Raw genomic sequence first — 14,149 nt, 5'->3', positions numbered from 1 at the left:
AAATTACTCACAAGTATCCAGAAGATGACGTTTACCATGCCCACGCCTGTCGCCCGGATGGACCGGAGTCACTTTGGCAACTTCTGGTTTGTCCTCATCTTGCTTTTCCTCTTTAGTGTCTTTTTCTCCCAATAGGCATACCTCCATAAAAATATATATGGAGCCAGTTACTAAAAATTACCGGTCAGATCGATGGAACCAGATAATTCAAAGACAGATAGAATATGATATCACCAAAAACAATAGCGACAAGGAAACCTGCTGTAATAGGGATCATAAATGGAAGCCCTGGAGTTATCCAGACATAATCCCCTATTGATCCTTTTTTATGTAATTCTTTGAGCTTCAAGATGGTATCGGCATCTATAGAAGTACCTGTGCGGGTAAATTTTGACACAACGCCATCAGGGGTTTCCTCATATCTTTCTATTAACCTTATATGACCTTCCTGGAGACTGGCAATCTTTTGCCTGTAGCCTATAAGAGCATAAAGAGGTTTTTTGAGGAGCTCTTTAGGAGGAACTGTTACTATATTATAAAACAACAGACCAAGTGGTACTATGACTGTCAGAAGCACTGAATTGCCAAAGACACTGAATGTAAATAGATCCAGCAGAGGAACTCCCCATAACGGGAGTTGAGTAGAATTCAGTGATAGTTTTGGGAAAAGAGGTAAGATAATAGATATGACCATGAGAACTTTGGCATCAGCTCCCCCAAAAGCATGTATTGTGAACAGAATATACACAAAAATGAATATTACTACGAACGAAATTAGAGTTCTGAGAATGTAGGGTAAGCCCAAAGTGATCATCTCATATACTATGAGAGGTGAAGCTGCAGCCAGCATAACAGGCCAGACCTTATTAGATACCCGGCGGGTCTTTATGTCGGAATAACAGGAATATACCAAAAAGGGCAAGCACACGAGGACTTTGAGGAGATCTATCATATCACTGCTTCTCCCATTTTTTGAGCTTCATGATTTCTGAAAGTGTAGCACCTCTTTTTATCTCCTCAAAAAGACGCTTTTCTGTTTTTTCCACTTCTTTAGCTCTTCTTGCGATCTCATAGGCATTTTCTTTTGGTACAACTACAACCCCATTATCGTCGCCTACGATGTAATCTCCCGGCTTAACGGGCAGTGACCCACAGGTAATTTCAGCATTAATTTCACCAAAACCTTTGGGCTCACCGGCGTTTGGTACATATGTACTTGCGAATACTGGCAGTCCTATGGTGGTTATGTCATCGATATCCCTTACAGCACCATCTATAACAACGCCCATAATGCCTTTGTTCAGACAACTAAGAGTTGCCAGACCCCCCCACGGAGCTACATCCCTTCTGCCATTGTAGATAACAATAACATCTCCTTCTTTTGCCATGTCTATGGCCTCAACGGGCTTTGCCCAATCGCCACCAAAGGTCTGTATAGTTACAGCAGTACCTACCATTTTTTTACCCTTTAGCATGGGACGTATGTCCTTCATGACACCCTTACGATGCATAGCATCCGAGATATTCGGAGTTGAAACTCCCATTAACAACTTACGGATCTCAGAATCCTGAGAGGGTTTTGAAACCATTACAACAGAAGGCGAGTCCACACTTTCCCTTATTTTTCGGGAGGAGGAACGTACATCAGCAGACCGGATAATGTTGCCGCCCACAATTACAATTTCGGCTCCTGCCTGAACCGCCCTGGCACAGCCTGTAGCATCCAGACCACCTGCAGCTGCAACGGGAATAGAAACGACCTGTACGATATCAGATATGACATCCAGGGGGTCTCTGCCCACCATCTGCTGGTCGATACCAGCATGCACATTGATATAGTCAACACCCATCTTTTCAAGCTGTTCAGACCTTAAAACCGGATCTGATATCGATATAAGGTCTGCCATAATCTTGACACCATACTTTTTTGCAGCCTTCACAGCTTCAATAATTGTAGAATCATCAGCTCCTGCCAGTACCATAACGATGTCTGCACCGGCTTTAGAAGCCATTTCCACTTCAAGTGCACCTGTATCACTTACTTTCATGTCAGCAAGTATTATTTTTTGAGGGAAGGAGTTTTTGAGAGTGCGAACTGCTTCCATTCCCTCACTCTTTATCAAAGGAGTCCCAACCTCTATCCAGTCAACACCGCCTTCTACAGCTTCTTTTGCGATCTGTACGGCACGGTCTGTTTCAACCAGGTCAAGGGCTACCTGAATGATAGGTCTAATCTAATCACCTTCTGAATATAATTTATTACTACTAAACATACCTTAATATCTATAAACTTAATCGAGGGATTTAATATTGAATGCTTCCTAACCCAATATGAGGATAGTTATTTGGAAAACGAGGAAAAGATCACAGACAACCAAAGAAATGTGTTGCTGAACAAGTTGCATAGACCTCTCTTCTGGGTAGGCGAACATATACCCGAAGAAATCGAAATCAAAGGCAAGAATGTCAAACTGCACGAGATAATCTGGGAGATCATCAATAAAACATCATTTTCCAGAAAAGATATTGAGGATATAGAGGTGTTTCTTTCTTTGTTAAGAGAAAAAGAACACGAATATGAAGGGGCTCTTGAACACAATGACATAAGTTCCGAGGAAGCAAAAAACTTGTTCAATCAGACAGCAGGTATCATGAGAGCTATAATGGATCTTGTTCAAATAGAAGAGGAAACTAGGAGAAAAAATATCCAAGAGACAAAGCACGTCTGTGAAGGTGTGGAAGAAAAGGAATGGGAACTTTTTGTCAAAGACACCAAAGATAAGAAGAATAAATGAAATGCTTTATAAATCAAAAGGCCGCCAGCAAATATTATATCCCATGTGACACCTTTTACGATAAATGAATTTCAAAGACCTGCACATCTTATCAATGAAAGACTTCTCAAAAGAGATGATCGATCACATTCTGGAAACGGCGGAAAAGCTCGAATCCATAGCTGTCATGAAAGAACGTTCTGATATGCTTACTGGAAAGGTGCTTGCAGTACTTTTCTTTGAACCCAGCACAAGAACACGCATGTCTTTTGAAACTGCAATGATAAGACTTGGTGGTGAAGTATTGAGCATGGGGTCAGTGGACGCGAGTTCTATATCAAAGGGAGAGACACTTGCTGATACTATTCGTGTAGTGCAGAGTTATGCTGATGCTATTATATTACGACACCCAAAAGAAGGTGCTGCACGCATGGCTTCCGAGTTTTCCAGCGTGCCAGTGATCAATGCAGGAGATGGCGCGGGACATCATCCCACACAGACATTACTTGACCTTTATACAATAAAGAGGGAAAGCAAACTCGAAGGTGTGAAGATAGCATTGGCAGGAGATCTTAAATATGGACGGACCGTGCATTCCCTCTGTTATGCACTTTCCCATTATGGAGCCGACATAACCCTTGTTTCACCTGATGAGCTGCGCATGCCATATGAGATTATCAAAGATCTTGAAGCCAGGGGCATGAAGGTGAAAGAAACTGATTCTATAGAAGAGGCCATCAATGAAGTAGATGTATTATATGTGACCAGGATACAGAAAGAAAGGTTCCCTGATCCTGCTGAATATCTTCGGGTGGCCAGTAGTTTACAAATTACTCCAGAGCTTCTGGAAAATGCTAAAAGTAATCTAAAAATAATGCACCCTTTGCCCAGAGTCAACGAAATTGACCCGCTTGTGGATAAAACTCCACATGCTTGCTATTTCAAACAGGCTTTTTATGGAGTGCCTGTCAGAATGGCACTGCTGGCACTTGTAATGGGGGCAATGGAATGAATTCGGAAAATACTAACTTTGAGCTGGAACCCGGACTTAGGGTGCGGCCAATTGAAAATGGAACTGTTATTGATCACATAAAGGCTGGCCAGGCACTTAATGTGCTGCATATTCTTAAATTGCCGGGACAATTTGAAAGTGTTGTAAGTATTATCATTAACTCCCCCAGCAAGTATGGTAAGAAGGACGTGGTCAAGATCGAGAACAGGGAACTGAAAGTGAAAGAACTTGATAAAATATCATTGATCGCACCTAACGCCACTATCAATATAATAAGGGGTTTCAAGGTCCTGAAAAAGAACGTTGTAAAAATTCCGGAATACGTGGAAGGAATGGTGGAATGCATCAATCCTAACTGTATATCTAACAGTTCAGAACCTATAACATCCAAATTCCGAGTATATGAAGAAAATGATACTATAAATCTAAGATGCGTTTACTGCGAGCGTATAATCTCTGAGAACATAGCTGACCATCTTTTATAAAGTAAGATTAATAGCTCTGAACGCAGATTTAAAAGCATACATAAAGAAGAAAAAAGAGAATTAAAGGCCAAGAATATCTTCCATGGTGTACATGCCTGGACCGGCATTACATATCCATGCTGCAGCCTTTACAGCACCTGAAGCAAATGCTTGCCTGGAATGAGCCTGGTGTTTTATCTCGATACGCTCACCATCTCCTGCAAACAGTACTGTGTGATCACCTACAATGTCCCCTCCGCGCACTGCATGAATGCCTATCTCTTTCTTACGAGGAGCAAGACCCTGACGGCCATAGACATAATCTTTGCCTCCCAGCGCAGCGCTGATGACATCTGCTGCCTTTATGGCAGTACCACTTGGAGCATCTTTCTTCTTATTATGATGCGCTTCGATTATCTCAATATCAAAATCTCCCAAGTACTTTGAAGCTTCAGAGAGTATTTTGAAAAAGACATTAACGCCTACTGAGAAGTTAGGAGAGATTATACCTGCCACACCATGCTTAGAAACAGCTTCTTCTATAATCTGCTTCTGTTCTTTGGAAAGGCCAGTAGTTCCAATTATAAGATTTACACCTGCTGAAGCTGCCCTAGGGGCATTTACAACAGTTGCGTCGGCAATCGTAAAATCAATCAGTACATCTGTGGATGATTCTTTAAGGACGCGTTCCATATCTTTGACATCAGAAATAGAAACTCCAAGATTGCCTACCTGTGCAGTTTCTCCGGCATCTTTACCAATATTCACCAGATCAAATGCTGCTGAAAGCTCTATTCCATCGTAAGCGACAATATTGGAAATGATGAGCTTACCCATCCTTCCAGAAGCTCCTGTAACTGCTGCTCTTATCATGATATGCACCCAAGATCCTTTAGAACTTCTTCAAGAACCATTTCATTCTCTCTGCTCAAAGGAGCAAGAGGAAGTCTTAATCTACCGTTAGCCAGACCTAACATATTCATGGCTCTCTTCACAGGAATTGGATTAGTTTCCGAGAATAGAACACGTGTAAGTGGTGCAAGTTCATAATGAAGAGCCTTCGCGGTCTGAAGATCATTATTTTGAACAGCATTCACAAGGTCGACCATTTTTTCCGGTACAACATTAGCAACTACTGAGATAACGCCTACTGCACCCATACACATTAAGGGTAATGTAAGGCCATCCTCACCTGAAAGGACCACAAAATCATCATCTATAGTCGTTTCAATTATGCGGGAGACCTTTACAGGATTGCCGCTAGCTTCCTTTATGCCTACGATGTTCTCGATCTTGGCAAGCTCTGTGATAACTTCCAAAGGCATATCTTGTCCTGTACGTGAAGGCACATTATACAGGATCACAGGAATATCAGCACATCTTGCAATGCTTGAAAAATGAGCGATGAGGCCGGCATTGTTTGGCTTATTATAATACGGAGATATGATCAGAACTGCGTCGGCACCTGCATCATATGCATGCCTTGTCAGTTCCACTGCCTCAGTTGTGTTGTTTGAACCAGTACCCGCAATAACAGTTGTGTTGGCACAGTCCACGGTCAAATCGATGAGATCCATGTGCTCGAGAGTGGACATAGTAGCTGACTCGCCGGTCGTTCCGCAAGCCACTACCCCTGCAACACCTCCTTTTTCCACATACTCGACAACATGTTTAAAAGATGCAACATCTATCTTGTTATCAGCATTGAACGGTGTTATGAGAGCAGGAAATACTCCTTCGAACATGGTATCCCTTCGACTGGAAATTTATTCCATGCGTACGTGAGTCATCTTGCGTGTGACGTAGCCAGCCACACGGTTTCTTATAACCTTACTTTCAATTGTGGTGTACTGTGTCACAAGGTGCTTGTTTGTATCGAAGTCCTTTGTGAAAACGTCACCATAAGCATCTATCAAGCGAAGTGAAATGGTCTTAATGTTATTCTGTCTTATGTTTCCCATATATAAATCTCCATTTATTATGAATGTATAATCCTAATATGAATTTTCAGGAGTGGAATTTGTACAGCTTATTACTACTCATGCATTTATAACTTTTGGAATGAAAGATACATCTAACCTTATCCTACATTGCGCAAAAGCAGTGTGCTGGACGGCGTATAAATTTACAGCATCATATATCAGTCTTTCCAAGCAATCTGTCAAGAGTACTAGCCTGCCTGAAAACAATTTCTCTTTGACCCTTACGGTTAACATAAAGACCAATGAACACAACCAACAGACCTAATTCTGGTTTTATTGCCGTTAGAATGATTCCTACAAGCATCACAAAGGAAGAGAGGATACCCTTCAATGCTCCTTTTCGATATGACATTATCCTTGTACGCCTGAAGATACGGATATCCCTCAATGTAAGGAACAATACAACAACATAGGCCATAATGGAAATGTACACATACATGAGATGTCCTCCTCGATAAATAAGCAGATGATATTATTTCAATACACCGGAACATCGAAAAGACGAAACATCTGAAGCTATTACTTTCACTGTGCATGGATCAGGAATTATAACCTTGCATTAGAATATAAACACTCAGATAATAAATGAGCAACTGCCAGCCACGTATAACACTGCATATTGATATGGACAGTTTTTATTCGTCAGTGGAAACAAGAGATAAACCTGAAATCCGGGGAAAGCCTGTGATAGTGGGTTCTGACCCTAAAAATGGCATAGGAAGAGGTGTAGTTAGCACCTGCTCCTACGAAGCCCGCAAATATGGCATACATTCCGGAATGCCCATATCCAGGGCATACAAACTATGTCCGGACGCTGTATATCTCCCGGTTAACATGGAACTGTATAAACATACATCTTCGAGAATAATGGAAATACTAAGAGAATTCTCTTCCAGATTTCAGCAGGTCAGTGTGGATGAAGCATATATAGAGCTTGGAGGAGACATCATAGATTATGATAAAGCCATTGATGTAGCAAAGACCATCAAGGAACATATACTGCACCGAGAAGGACTTACATGTTCTGTAGGAATAGCACCAAACAAAGGAATTGCAAAAATAGCATCTGATTTCAATAAGCCTGATGGTCTTACTGTAGTAAGGCCGAACGAAGTGAAGCGATTCCTAAACCCATTGCCTATATCTAAAATTCCTGGAATTGGAAAGAAAACAGCACCATTATTGCATGAAATGGGCCTTGATACAGTCGGACAACTAGCTGTATATGATGTACAATTGCTGATAGCCCGTTTTGGAAAGTTTGGACTTACAATGCACTGGATGGCTAACGGGATAGACGAGAGGGAAGTTGAGGAAAGAGAAGGAGTAAAATCCATCAGCAAGGAAGATACCTTTGATGAAGATATAGCTGATCCCGATACCATAAAAAGAGTATTTTATTCTCTTTCAGAGAAAGTACATTCATCCCTCCTGAAAAATAAGTACCGATTTCGAACTATCACTATCAGAGTGAGATATGAGAATTTCAAAACCTTTACACGATCCAGAACCTTAACTTGTGCCAGTACAGACCTCTATGTAATGAGAAGAGAAGCTCTGCACCTTATGAAAGAGTTCATAGGAACAGGAAAGTTCAGGTTGCTTGGAGTGGGAGTCTCAAATCTTGAAAAGATAGATGAGAGACAAACATTGATCACAGATTTTTAAATATCCCACCACACAGTTGCTAAATTCCAATGAAATGCAGATCAATGATTCCAGCAACATACAGAAGAAACACAAGCATTGGCTGATGCACAATATATATTGCAAGCGATTTTTTACCCATGATTTCAAGGATATAGATCAACCGATTGCTGGAGAGATCAATGAACTCATACTTACGCCGGTAGCTTGGATAGAATATATTGCCGACGAAGATCCCTAGCATAATAACGCCAAACCATGGAAACAATGGAAAATAGTCAAGACTTTGGAAATCTGCAGGTGTGAATCCAAGCCACACCAGCCAGGGAAAATCAACTGTGAAGCTCTCCACGAATTTACTCAGAAGAAAAACAATCAATCCACCAACAAAATTAGCAAGACGATATTCAAGTAAAGGATATGACAATATGATCGCTACACCAATAAAATGCAGAATGCCAAAGACAATGACCTCATTAGGAAAGAGTAGCCAGCTCCCCATAGTAAAAACCAAGCCCCAGAGAAAGATGTGGAAACCTCTATTCAGGTATTTTTTAAAGCTAATCTGTGAACCTGATATCTTGTTCCGGGAATGACTCAAGGTTAAGGAAACCCCTACCAGAAAAACAAAAAGAAGAGCTGCACTTCTGCCAATATAAAACATCAGCCCTGACCTGATTTCAACCTGTAATACATCAAAAAAAACAAGATCATAAATAAAATGGAACAGCACCATGAGAATTATGGCAATTCCCCTCAGTGCATCTATTTCCCAGAACCGGCCATAAACGCTGCGCATTTCACGCTGCTCCGGAATAAATCATTTTTTCTTTTCTTTCTTCTCAGACTTAAATACAGATGGAAGATGTAGAGCATATGTGCCATCTTCCTTGATGGCCATAACTATTTCCTTCCGCTGCAAAAGAGAATCCAGATTAAGTTCGTAAGAACCCGGAGCCAGTATTCTGACAGACTCTACCCTGTCCCCATCTTCCTCTACGACAGTACGTTCCTGTTTTTCTATACCTATGATCTCATCGATCTCTTTTATGAGCTTCTCTGCCGGAGTCTCTTGCTTGTGGGCTTCGTCAAGGACCTCCGAATCGGCTGCCTCTGGAACTGGCTGCTCTTCTTCAGGACCTTTGACGTAGAGGAACTTGTTCCATCCACATGAAGGGCAGCCGCTTAATATAACTGCAGCTCCATCAACGAATATCTCTCCACATCTGGTGCACTTATGTGACATACTTCACCGTTTTTTAATAAGCACAGGGATATATTAAAACTATTCCTACCCGGATGCCTTCCATCGTTCCAGGCATTATCCAATAAAAAGTAGAAAACAGTATCAGAGCATCATTTTATGGGCTTTTAGAGGAGGAACACACTGTAGTCATCATTGACAAACTCTCTGCAGAAATTATATTGTTCTATATATCCCCTAGTTACTACACATCAGAACTTAGAGAATAATTTAATTAATATTGATTAATATTCATAGTAAAGAGTCATAGGTTTTAACTCCCCTTTACATATATTTTTCTGCACCCCTTTCCATCGCAACATTTATCTGTAATGATACCGTTGAAGGGGAGTACCTCATTCTTGAGAAAACAGATAAAATATGAAGCGGGGTAGGGTAGCCAGGAGATCCCGACGGGCTCATAACCCGTAGACCAATGGTTCGAATCCATTCCCCGCTACTAATTTCAACTTAATCACCTGTACTAACATTTTTGCTTTTACTAAACTAAGCTTTATGTTTTTTATCCAGAATAATTACAAGTACATTGATTTACTGCTACAAAGTAGCGACAGTGAATACAATGATAAATTCCGACCTACATGTTATCTTATTTGGACTTGCATCTGCAATCTGCTGGGGTGCAGGAGACTTCAGTGGGGGCATAGCCACAAAGCGTTCCAATGTTTATGGCGTAGTTCTAATCTCCCAGATCATAGGAACTATACTCCTTATAGTATCTGCCTTGCTGTTGGCTGAACAATTACCCGATAAATCCAGCATATTCTGGGGAGCCATTGCAGGAATATGCGGTTGCTTTGGACTTCTTGCCTTGTACAGAGGGCTTTCAAGTGGAAAAATGGGAATAGTGGCTCCAGTTGCGGCAGTCATCACAGCTGTAGTGCCTGTGATATTCAATATATTTACTGAAGGCATGCCTTCAGTTTACATGTTTGCAGGCTTTGGAATAGCATTTACAGGAGTTTGGCTCATATCAGGTAATGAAAACACAAAGGGCATTGTCCTGAATGATCTTTCTCTTCCACTGATGGCTGGAATAGGATTTGGTCTATTTCTTATCTCAATAGATCACGTGAGTGAAAAAGCTGTGTTATGGCCTCTTGTAGCTTCCAGGATAGCCTCAGTAGGAATGCTGACTGGTTACCACATATTGAAAAGAGAACATGAATTGCCCACCCGTAACCTTCTACCCATAGTTATCCTTGCAGGCATCTTTGATACAGGCGGCAACACTTTCTTCGCATTGGCCTCCCAAGTAGGACGGCTCGACATCGCTGCCGTTATATCATCCTTATATCCTGCAGCCACAGTTATTCTGGCATGGGCAATATTAAAAGAGAGAATAAGAATAAGGCAATGGATAGGGATATTAATTTCACTTGCAGCTATTATATTAATATCCTCTTGATATTGACAAAGTCTTACAATATAATTAAATAAAGGCAACCCTTTAATACTGAAAAAGAACTGAACAGGGCGATCCTTAAATGGTAATGGAAAAACTCGGAAGCTCCTTACAGGATGCACTTAAGAAACTCGTCAAGTCCGGCAGGATAGACGAACACACAGTAAATGAAGTGGTAAAGGACATCCAAAGAGCAATGCTGCAGGCTGATGTTAATGTCAAGCTTGTCATGAAGATGTCAAATCACATCAAGGAGCGTGCTATGAAGGAAGAAGTACCTTCGGGCATGAACCCACGTGAGCACGTAATAAGGATCGTTTATCAGGAACTTATCAATATCATCGGTAAAGGTACTGACATTCCTCTGAAACCCCAGAAGATAATGATGATAGGGCTTCAGGGTAGCGGTAAGACCACTACCACCTCAAAACTTGCACGTTATTTCCAGCGTAAAGGTCTGCGACCTGCAGTAATATGCGCAGACACATTCAGGCCCGGAGCATACCAGCAATTGAAAACGCTTTGTGGCAAACTTAACGTCACTTTTTATGGAGAGGAAGGAAACCCGGATGCAGTGGGTATTGTAGGAAGAGGTCTTAAAGAAGTGGAAAAATACGATGTGATTATAATAGACACCGCAGGACGCCACTCTCTTGAAAAGGATCTTATAGAGGAAATGGAGCAGATCCATGCTATTGCACATCCCGATTATAAACTGCTTGTACTTGACGGTGCAATTGGCCAGCAGGCAAGCGAACAAGCAAAAGTTTTCAATGACTCTATAGGCATATCAGGAGTTGTCATTTCCAAGCTGGATGGTACAGCAAAGGGTGGTGGAGCCATATCTGCCGTTTCGGAAACAAATTCCTCCATCGCATTCATTGGTGTAGGAGAAACACCTGAGGACCTGGAAAAATTCGAACCTGACAGATTCATATCTAAACTGCTTGGTATGGGCGATATAAAAGGACTCATAGAAAAAGCCCAGGACCACTTAAAGGAAGAAGAACTTGACATGGAAGCCATGATGAGGGGACGATTCACCCTCAAGGACATGTACAAACAGCTGGAAACCCTGAACAAAATGGGTCCAATGAAACAAATCATGCAGATGCTGCCTCTGGGAGGCATGGGAATAAAGGTACCCGAAGACGCTTATCAAGTAACTGGCGACAAGTTATCAAGGTACAAAGTGGTCATGGATTCCATGACAGAAGAAGAAATGCTTAATCCTCGCCTCATAGGAAGTAACAGGATAAAAAGAATATCCATAGGCTCCGGATGCAGTCCAGATGACGTCAGAGAATTGCTGCGCTACTATAAAACAATGCAGAACACCATGAAGGGATTGCGTGGCGGCAAATTCAATATGCAAAAGATGATGAAGAAATTTGGCATGTAAAGGCAGTGAAATGTGAGGTCAATATTCCTCACATACTTTTAAGAAATTCAAAAACAGATCCTGACCTTTTTCAGTATGGGCAACTTCGGGATGCCATTGTACCCCATAAAGTGGCTTTGTTTTATGCTTCATAGCTTCGATCTCACAAATATCGGACCTTGCCAGCCAGACGAAGTCTTCCGGAAGAGTTTTTACTTCATCTGCGTGTGAAGCCCATACAGATGTTTTAGGAGCCATACCCTGAAGGATATCATTCTCTTCAAGGATCTCAACCTCAACCTCAGCATATCCCCCATATTTTCCAGGTCCAACCTCTCCACCAAATGCTTTAGCCATTACCTGATGACCAAGACATATACCCAGGATAGGGAGATCAATTTCCCTAATATATTGTGCACAATTACCTACTCTTTCCATTGTCGGGCCACCGCTGAGCACCAGCCCGTCAGGTTCTTTAGAGAGAATATCCTCCACAGAAGAGGTATTTGATATGATACTGGTTTCCATTTCCAGATCACGAACAGTACGATGGATGAGATGGCAGAATTGACCATAGTTATTGATAACAAGGATCTTCATTGTTTTCATGGTATTAACCCACCAGGCGTTTATCGCAAGTAGGGCGAATCAATATAAATACATATGCTATTTTGATACAAAAGAGAAAGTGGGGCGTCCTATTCAGAAATGCGTATAAATAAATACTTATAGAGCATAAATAATATATCGCAAATAATTAAAATCTCACGAGGATGTTTTTTTGGATATTATATCTACTGGAATAGAAGGATTGGACGAGATCCTCGGTGGAGGGGTTCTTAGTCCTTCGACCACATTTATTGTAGGAACACCCGGAACAGGAAGAACCACACTCGGAATACAGAGTTTATGTGCTGCAGCAAAAAAAGGAGAAAAAGTACTATATGTAGCCATTTCTTCCAAAACAGAAGCATCAATTAGGCAAATCTTTTCAAGATATAGTTTCTTTGAAGAGAATATCAACATTCGCACCTTTAATGTGAGCAGTGTGGAAAGAGATCCTCTCACTATGCTTGTAGAGCTGGGGAATATTGTAAATTCGCTTAAGCCTAAATGGATATTGATAGACTCTGTAACACCTATAGGTTTTGGATTCCCAGAAGCAGAAAGACGTAGATTCATGTATTCGCTTAATTCAGCGATCAATGAATGGAATGCAGTTGTCTATTTTACAGGAACTCTGGAAATGGAAAATGCAAAAAGCAATGTAATAAGTGACATCGTAGACAATATTATATACCTTTCCCAAAACCTTGATGCATGGAACACCAAACGGCACATCAGATTAATGAAAGTGAGCGGGATGTCATCCATTCACGGAGAACATACATTTGAGATAGGAACGGAAGGCATATCAATCTACCCAAAAGATATTGTACTAACTAACGATTCCATACAAGTTTCTACAGAGCGTATATCCAGCGGTGTACCCTTGCTTGATGAAATGATAGGAGGCGGGTTGTTAAAAGGAACTGCAAATCTTTCAGCAGGATCTACAGGTACCGGCAAAACTGTTCTTGGACTTCATTTCATTGTAGAAGGGGCAAAAAAAGGAGAAGCTGGAATCATTCTGAGCTTTGAAGAAACTCCAGAAGAGTTATACTCAAATGCTGCTAATTTTGGATGGGATCTAAAAGGAATGGAAGAAAAAGGAGTTATTAAAATCATTCATGAATTGCCAGCTTCCTTGGACCCAAACAAACACATGGCTCAGATAAAGGCAGCGATAAAGGAAATAGGCGCACAGAGAGTACTTTTAGATACAATAGAGGGTTTTGATTATGCCATTTCAAATCCTGCCGAAAGGACACAGCACATAGCTGCCCTAACAAGGCTATTCAGGAACAAAGGTGTTACAGCACTTTTTAACTGCCTTACCATGGAGAATACAGAATTCTCGAAGATTTCTGACATACAGATGGCACCAATTACAGACACCATCATAACATTAAAACAAGACCTAAAATCAGATAATCTGCAGAAATCCCTATCTGTGATCAAGATGAGGGGCAGTGACCATAAAAAAGGGCATGCTATGTATGACATAAACTCAAATGGCTTTACGATAAAAAAATCCAATCCCGAATAAAAGCCAGTCAATTATCTTTTTTCCATACTTTATCTCAAAGACTAGTCTGGAAAAAACTTTATATACCATGC

At 41.1% G+C, this 14,149-nt stretch carries 17 protein-coding genes and 1 tRNA gene; 8 read left to right on the top strand and 10 right to left on the bottom strand.

Features of this window, described 5'->3' with window-relative positions:
• Window positions 1-3: 3 nt before the first annotated feature.
• From ACC612_RS09450 to hxlA, 3 genes are read right to left on the bottom strand one after another with little or no spacing between them, the layout of a single operon-like run.
• Window positions 4-132: a hypothetical protein gene (locus ACC612_RS09450; RefSeq protein WP_371854281.1), complete on the bottom strand. Its 129-nt coding sequence runs from the start codon at window positions 130-132 to the stop codon at window positions 4-6.
• A gap of 52 nt (window positions 133-184) precedes the next feature.
• On the bottom strand, window positions 185-952 hold the full coding sequence (locus ACC612_RS09445; protein WP_371854280.1) for an A24 family peptidase C-terminal domain-containing protein: 768 nt from the start codon (window positions 950-952) through the stop codon (window positions 185-187).
• A 1-nt stretch (window position 953) separates the two neighbouring features.
• Window positions 954-2,222, bottom strand: coding sequence for a 3-hexulose-6-phosphate synthase (hxlA, locus tag ACC612_RS09440; RefSeq protein WP_371854347.1), 1,269 nt, complete (start codon window positions 2,220-2,222; stop codon window positions 954-956).
• Window positions 2,223-2,345: 123 nt separating this feature from the next.
• On the opposite strand from hxlA, the gene ACC612_RS09435 reads away from it, so the two are divergent.
• The 3 genes from ACC612_RS09435 (at window position 2,346) to pyrI (ending at window position 4,271) form a co-directional block, all read left to right on the top strand.
• Window positions 2,346-2,795 (top strand): DUF5788 family protein, encoded by a 450-nt coding sequence (locus ACC612_RS09435; RefSeq protein WP_371854279.1) that lies wholly within the window; start codon window positions 2,346-2,348, stop codon window positions 2,793-2,795.
• A gap of 64 nt (window positions 2,796-2,859) precedes the next feature.
• Window positions 2,860-3,786, top strand: coding sequence for an aspartate carbamoyltransferase (pyrB, locus tag ACC612_RS09430; RefSeq protein ID WP_371854278.1), 927 nt, complete (start codon window positions 2,860-2,862; stop codon window positions 3,784-3,786).
• Window positions 3,783-4,271 (top strand): aspartate carbamoyltransferase regulatory subunit, encoded by a 489-nt coding sequence (gene pyrI, locus ACC612_RS09425; RefSeq protein ID WP_371854277.1) that lies wholly within the window; start codon window positions 3,783-3,785, stop codon window positions 4,269-4,271. The genes pyrB and pyrI overlap by 4 nt, the downstream gene beginning before the upstream one ends.
• 60 nt (window positions 4,272-4,331) lie before the next feature.
• On the opposite strand, the gene dapB is transcribed toward pyrI, so the two are convergent.
• From dapB to ACC612_RS09405, 4 genes are all read right to left on the bottom strand, one after another.
• Complete coding sequence (dapB, locus tag ACC612_RS09420; RefSeq protein WP_371854276.1) at window positions 4,332-5,123, bottom strand: 4-hydroxy-tetrahydrodipicolinate reductase; 792 nt, start codon at window positions 5,121-5,123, stop codon at window positions 4,332-4,334.
• A complete protein-coding gene (dapA, locus tag ACC612_RS09415) occupies window positions 5,120-5,995 on the bottom strand; it encodes a 4-hydroxy-tetrahydrodipicolinate synthase (RefSeq protein ID WP_371854275.1) in 876 nt (291 codons plus the stop codon). Before dapA ends, dapB begins: the two co-directional genes overlap by 4 nt.
• Window positions 5,996-6,016: 21 nt before the next feature.
• Window positions 6,017-6,211, bottom strand: coding sequence for a 30S ribosomal protein S17e (locus ACC612_RS09410; protein ID WP_371854274.1), 195 nt, complete (start codon window positions 6,209-6,211; stop codon window positions 6,017-6,019).
• Between the two features lie 172 nt (window positions 6,212-6,383).
• The gene (locus ACC612_RS09405; protein WP_371854273.1) at window positions 6,384-6,671 is read right to left on the bottom strand and encodes a hypothetical protein; all 288 of its coding nucleotides are present in this window, start codon (window positions 6,669-6,671) and stop codon (window positions 6,384-6,386) included.
• A 146-nt stretch (window positions 6,672-6,817) separates the two neighbouring features.
• Here ACC612_RS09405 and dinB point away from each other — a divergent pair, with 146 nt between their 5' ends.
• The gene (gene dinB / locus ACC612_RS09400) at window positions 6,818-7,900 is read left to right on the top strand and encodes a DNA polymerase IV (protein ID WP_371854272.1); all 1,083 of its coding nucleotides are present in this window, start codon (window positions 6,818-6,820) and stop codon (window positions 7,898-7,900) included.
• A gap of 19 nt (window positions 7,901-7,919) precedes the next feature.
• On the opposite strand, the gene ACC612_RS09395 is transcribed toward dinB, so the two are convergent.
• Both ACC612_RS09395 and ACC612_RS09390 read right to left on the bottom strand, forming a co-directional pair.
• On the bottom strand, window positions 7,920-8,678 hold the full coding sequence (locus ACC612_RS09395; protein WP_371854271.1) for a heparan-alpha-glucosaminide N-acetyltransferase: 759 nt from the start codon (window positions 8,676-8,678) through the stop codon (window positions 7,920-7,922).
• A gap of 21 nt (window positions 8,679-8,699) precedes the next feature.
• On the bottom strand, window positions 8,700-9,125 hold the full coding sequence (locus ACC612_RS09390) for a Zn-ribbon domain-containing protein (RefSeq protein ID WP_371854270.1): 426 nt from the start codon (window positions 9,123-9,125) through the stop codon (window positions 8,700-8,702).
• Between the two features lie 382 nt (window positions 9,126-9,507).
• On the opposite strand from ACC612_RS09390, the gene ACC612_RS09385 reads away from it, so the two are divergent.
• The 3 genes from ACC612_RS09385 to ACC612_RS09375 all read left to right on the top strand — a co-directional run bounded on the left by ACC612_RS09385 (window position 9,508) and on the right by ACC612_RS09375 (window position 11,950).
• Window positions 9,508-9,582 (top strand) — tRNA-Met (locus ACC612_RS09385).
• 123 nt (window positions 9,583-9,705) lie between these two features.
• The gene (locus tag ACC612_RS09380; protein ID WP_371854269.1) at window positions 9,706-10,551 is read left to right on the top strand and encodes an EamA family transporter; all 846 of its coding nucleotides are present in this window, start codon (window positions 9,706-9,708) and stop codon (window positions 10,549-10,551) included.
• Window positions 10,552-10,630: 79 nt separating this feature from the next.
• The gene (locus tag ACC612_RS09375; RefSeq protein ID WP_371854268.1) at window positions 10,631-11,950 is read left to right on the top strand and encodes a signal recognition particle protein Srp54; all 1,320 of its coding nucleotides are present in this window, start codon (window positions 10,631-10,633) and stop codon (window positions 11,948-11,950) included.
• Window positions 11,951-11,968: 18 nt separating this feature from the next.
• Here ACC612_RS09375 and ACC612_RS09370 read toward each other — a convergent pair whose 3' ends face one another.
• Window positions 11,969-12,538, bottom strand: coding sequence for a GMP synthase subunit A (locus tag ACC612_RS09370; RefSeq protein WP_371854267.1), 570 nt, complete (start codon window positions 12,536-12,538; stop codon window positions 11,969-11,971).
• A 172-nt stretch (window positions 12,539-12,710) separates the two neighbouring features.
• Here ACC612_RS09370 and ACC612_RS09365 point away from each other — a divergent pair, with 172 nt between their 5' ends.
• Window positions 12,711-14,078 carry an ATPase domain-containing protein gene (locus ACC612_RS09365; protein ID WP_371854266.1) on the top strand — a complete coding sequence of 456 codons (1,368 nt, stop codon included), beginning with the start codon at window positions 12,711-12,713 and terminating at the stop codon, window positions 14,076-14,078.
• Window positions 14,079-14,149: the final 71 nt, after the last annotated feature.

Source organism: Methanomethylovorans sp., assembly GCF_041447285.1.
Taxonomy (GTDB): domain Archaea; phylum Halobacteriota; class Methanosarcinia; order Methanosarcinales; family Methanosarcinaceae; genus Methanomethylovorans.
Note: the sequence above shows the minus strand (reverse complement) of the source record. Positions and strands in the feature narration are given on the sequence as shown.

Bases quoted from the DNA above. Each gene is read 5' to 3' on its own strand.
- pyrI (WP_371854277.1), top strand. From the start codon at position 3,783: ATGAATTCGGAAAATACTAACTTTGAGCTGGAACCCGGACTTAGGGTG.
- ACC612_RS09405 (WP_371854273.1), bottom strand. From the start codon at position 6,671: ATGTATGTGTACATTTCCATTATGGCCTATGTTGTTGTATTGTTCCTT.
- dapA (WP_371854275.1), bottom strand. From the start codon at position 5,995: ATGTTCGAAGGAGTATTTCCTGCTCTCATAACACCGTTCAATGCTGAT.
- pyrB (WP_371854278.1), top strand. From the start codon at position 2,860: ATGAATTTCAAAGACCTGCACATCTTATCAATGAAAGACTTCTCAAAA.
- ACC612_RS09395 (WP_371854271.1), bottom strand. From the start codon at position 8,678: ATGCGCAGCGTTTATGGCCGGTTCTGGGAAATAGATGCACTGAGGGGA.
- ACC612_RS09445 (WP_371854280.1), bottom strand. From the start codon at position 952: ATGATAGATCTCCTCAAAGTCCTCGTGTGCTTGCCCTTTTTGGTATAT.
- dinB (WP_371854272.1), top strand. From the start codon at position 6,818: ATGAGCAACTGCCAGCCACGTATAACACTGCATATTGATATGGACAGT.
- ACC612_RS09380 (WP_371854269.1), top strand. From the start codon at position 9,706: ATGATAAATTCCGACCTACATGTTATCTTATTTGGACTTGCATCTGCA.
- ACC612_RS09375 (WP_371854268.1), top strand. From the start codon at position 10,631: ATGGTAATGGAAAAACTCGGAAGCTCCTTACAGGATGCACTTAAGAAA.
- ACC612_RS09390 (WP_371854270.1), bottom strand. From the start codon at position 9,125: ATGTCACATAAGTGCACCAGATGTGGAGAGATATTCGTTGATGGAGCT.
- ACC612_RS09410 (WP_371854274.1), bottom strand. From the start codon at position 6,211: ATGGGAAACATAAGACAGAATAACATTAAGACCATTTCACTTCGCTTG.
- ACC612_RS09370 (WP_371854267.1), bottom strand. From the start codon at position 12,538: ATGAAAACAATGAAGATCCTTGTTATCAATAACTATGGTCAATTCTGC.
- dapB (WP_371854276.1), bottom strand. From the start codon at position 5,123: ATGATAAGAGCAGCAGTTACAGGAGCTTCTGGAAGGATGGGTAAGCTC.